Origin of the sequence: Butyrivibrio sp. AE2015 (assembly GCF_000420825.1) — a bacterium.
GTDB lineage: Bacteria > Bacillota > Clostridia > Lachnospirales > Lachnospiraceae > Butyrivibrio.
The window spans coordinates 1-3,528 of sequence record NZ_ATVR01000065.1; the positions used below are offsets into that span (position 1 = coordinate 1).

Sequence of the window (3,528 nt, forward strand, 5' to 3'; positions counted from 1 at the left end):
TCTGGCCGCAGATAAAATCAAATACCTGCATTTGGAATATTTGGGCTATGGCTTCCGGTGAATATGCTACATTTTTCGTACTTGTGCTACTACCTCCTGTATTATCCATTAAGTTGCCCTTAACAAGCTTTCCATTCATACGGATGGTAGCTGTTCGTGAATCACAGATCATGGCCTGCATACCTAATAGTGTTGCAAGGCGGCTTGTAGCTACATTTCTGTCAGAGAGATTTTTCCCGCATTTTATTTTGGGTGATTGATCCATCTGACTAGCTATTTCACGCGATGTCATCAAATGCTGATATTTAAGTACTGCATTCCATACCGCTTCATACTCATTTTCAGAAATATTCAATGTTTTGTCGGTCATGTCATTAATATCACTTTTAAGTACTTTGATTTTTTCTTCTATTGTCTTTTCTTTATCAGCTTTGTACTTGTTTAGATGGTTAAATAGTGTCATTGTTTTATTAAAATTATTTGATATATTATCTAACGCATCTTCAAGCGTTTCTTTAAGTTTTTCACTTAATTCAAAGCCAGCCAGCGCTGAATCAACAAGTTTCATATTATTTTCGCTTGGAACCTCATCCTTCTCCCTAAAATAAACTATTTCTTTGCCTTCAGGATTCTCTTTTGTCTTTGGAACCTGTCTTGTTATCTTATAAACAATAGAAGATACTGCGCCTCCAACCTCTACTGTCAGATTTTTATCATTGTCAAGGTCATAGAAAGCTCCTCGGTTGTACCTGATAGTGTCTAAAACAGTTATTGGCTTTTTTGATAACTGTTGATCAATGCTCACAACTTCTCTGTATTCGATAGTCTTTTGCCTAAAAGACTCTCTTTCTTCAGCAACACTTTTAGATAACTCAGTAAGCATCTCACTAAGTTCTGTATAGGCACTGCCATATTTTTTTATGAATTTATCTATGCTGTCTGTAAGTTTCGAATAGAGCATGACCATAGTTGTACATACAGCATCAATTTCGCCTTGAACCTTCTTCTCATTTTCTCCATCTATATTGCCTTGGGCATCAAGCTTTATAGGAGGCATCGTATTGCTAGCAAATGCTGAAATTGCAGCTATATTTTTTTTCAGAGTAGCCATTTCTCTGGTGCCCTTAAGAGGAATAAGCTCATCTGAAGTAAGCATCGACCTAAGTGGCGCTTCGATATAGCTATACGCATTCATCTTCTGGCTATGTGCCCTGGCCTGAACATTATTCTCAATAGGAGCATCTATTTTTACTTCTTCATTTATCCCCGCCTGTTTCATCTGAAGTGCCAGTGCTCCAAGGCTTTCTGTTGAAGTATAATTATCCTTAAGCTCTTTTGAATAATTCTTTTGATCATTTAAAGCGAACTCATTTACGATCTGGTTATATGCCTCATTTGCTGATGTATTCTTAAACTGCAGATTCTTCATTTTTTCTGCTTGTTTTGTATTTTTGCTTGCAATAAACATGTTTTTTCCAACAACATAAGAACTCATAAGAAGCTTTGCAAGTTCCTTCTGCTCTTTAGTCTTGGCTCCACTAATATCCATTGAAAGCTCATCGTTATAGTGATTTTTATACTCTTTATTTCCGATTATCTGCTTACGTATGGAATAGTATGTAAGTAGCGGCCTAAGAGATGCGAGCTTACTTTCTATTGCTGATACTTTAGCAGGGTCAATGTTTTCGAAAAGCTTATACTTTGCAGATATTCTTTCAAATGCAGCAACCTGCACAGACATTGTTTCAAGCTTGTCTGCACTTGCTACTATGTCATTATCTGTATTTAAAGCTATGCCATCAAAGTTAAATCCCAGTATCTGGTTAGCCATCTCAACAAGGGCAAGCCTTGCGTGAAATTCATCAGTCTGAGGATTATCATTCTCATCTCTGCCGCCTAAAAAAAGCTTTAAGAGATCTATATTTTTGAACTTATCTTTGCCCATAAAACTGCACAGGTCACTAAAGTCAAAAGAATCAATGTTTCCTTTGACTTCTTTTGCCATTTCGTTGCATCTTGCAAACTGTGTTTCATATATATCGCTTAATTTATCTTCAAGTGCCTTGGCTGTAACAAGCTTGTGATACAGGCGGGAGTTTTTATTATTCTGGGCTTTTTGGCGCTTAGATTTATCAATCCTGTCAGTAAACTTTTTCCCATAGCTAAAATCAAGAACTGTCTTAAGTGGAACTTTAACCTCAAGACGATCTTTGGAAATATCGATAGCATCTTCTACAAAGAGCTTTAATCTCTCTTTTTCATCCTGCTCCTGAAGATTTTTTGATCTTTCTCTCCGCGCCTTTTCTTCTTTTTTGCGTTTTTCGTCTTCCTCTTCCATTTTCTTTAAAGAATCGCTAACCCATTTCTTTTCATGGACAATATCATCATCAGTGGATGGCCTTTTCTTCTTTTGAAGATCATAAGGATTTCCTATTTTTTCTTTCACATCAAGATTTCCGGAGACGTCTTCAGCATCCTGTGTAACCTTTATCTCAAAAGGCTTTTTCTCTTTTTGAAGCTCCATTCCATCTATAGGCATAATCTTTTACTCCTTTGCTTACCTTAAAAAAGCGCACAATAAGACAGTATTCAAAGTTATACATATACAGTTTATCAACGAATTATTAAATATTTAATAACGTATTATTAAACATGCCTAAAATAAAATATCGTCTGCGCCAAACAAATAGTTCTAAACTGTTTATACGAGTAGATAAAAATCATGGCACGCATTATATTTGTATTTTGCAATGTGATTTGTGATGGGATTTTAAAGAATCTTGGATCTCAAGATATATCTGATATCATATAAATGCATTGATAGTATTTTGCGTAAGTATTAGCTATGTGAAATACCCTCCCTTTGTATAAGCATAAGTGAGTTAGGATACATAGGGACGGTTCAAATAAATTGATCTATGTTACGAATGCTTTCTCCGATGGAGCAAGCATTCTTTAGTTATCAGATCATCCTTTATAGACCAGATCACATGATGATAAATATACGTATTGGAAACAATACTTTCATCATAAGAAAAGTTTAGATTGCGGCTGAGTACGCCACCATTGACTGAGCCTGAGAAAAACGCCTTGGTCTGCGAGCCGACGGTGAGGATGATGGGAACAGTAGTTAGATTCATGCACCGTCGGAATCAGCATTGTAGCGTTTTCCTCAGAACCCGTCAATGGCAAGCACCTTCGGTGTGGCTAGGTACAAATGCCTCTGGATCCAATTCCGAGAACAGTAGGGGCGGCTACTTTAAGGTGCTTCGGCCTCCGAATTCAGGAACTGCAGGGAGATAATTTAAGGTGCCTCGCGCACCGAAATCAAAAACAACAGAAGTGGCGACATTCAAGAATGCGTAGTGCCAGGAACAGTAGATGTTGATACTTCTAGAACGTATAAGGCTTTATTTCCTCGGCTCCCAATGTTATGAGAGCGAGCTGCTTTGGGCATATAGCTCGTTTTCAATAGCTCAGCCACCTGCAATTAACCGGTTTTGGGCTCATAGCCTGATTTCAAGGCTT

At 37.4% G+C, this 3,528-nt stretch carries 1 protein-coding gene; it reads right to left on the reverse strand.

What is annotated here, in order from left to right; genetic code table 11:
* Nucleotides 1-2,539 (reverse strand): hypothetical protein (locus G585_RS18580; RefSeq protein ID WP_034482722.1); only part of this gene is annotated, 2,539 nt, incomplete at its 3' end.
* Nucleotides 2,540-3,528 lie beyond the last annotated feature (989 nt).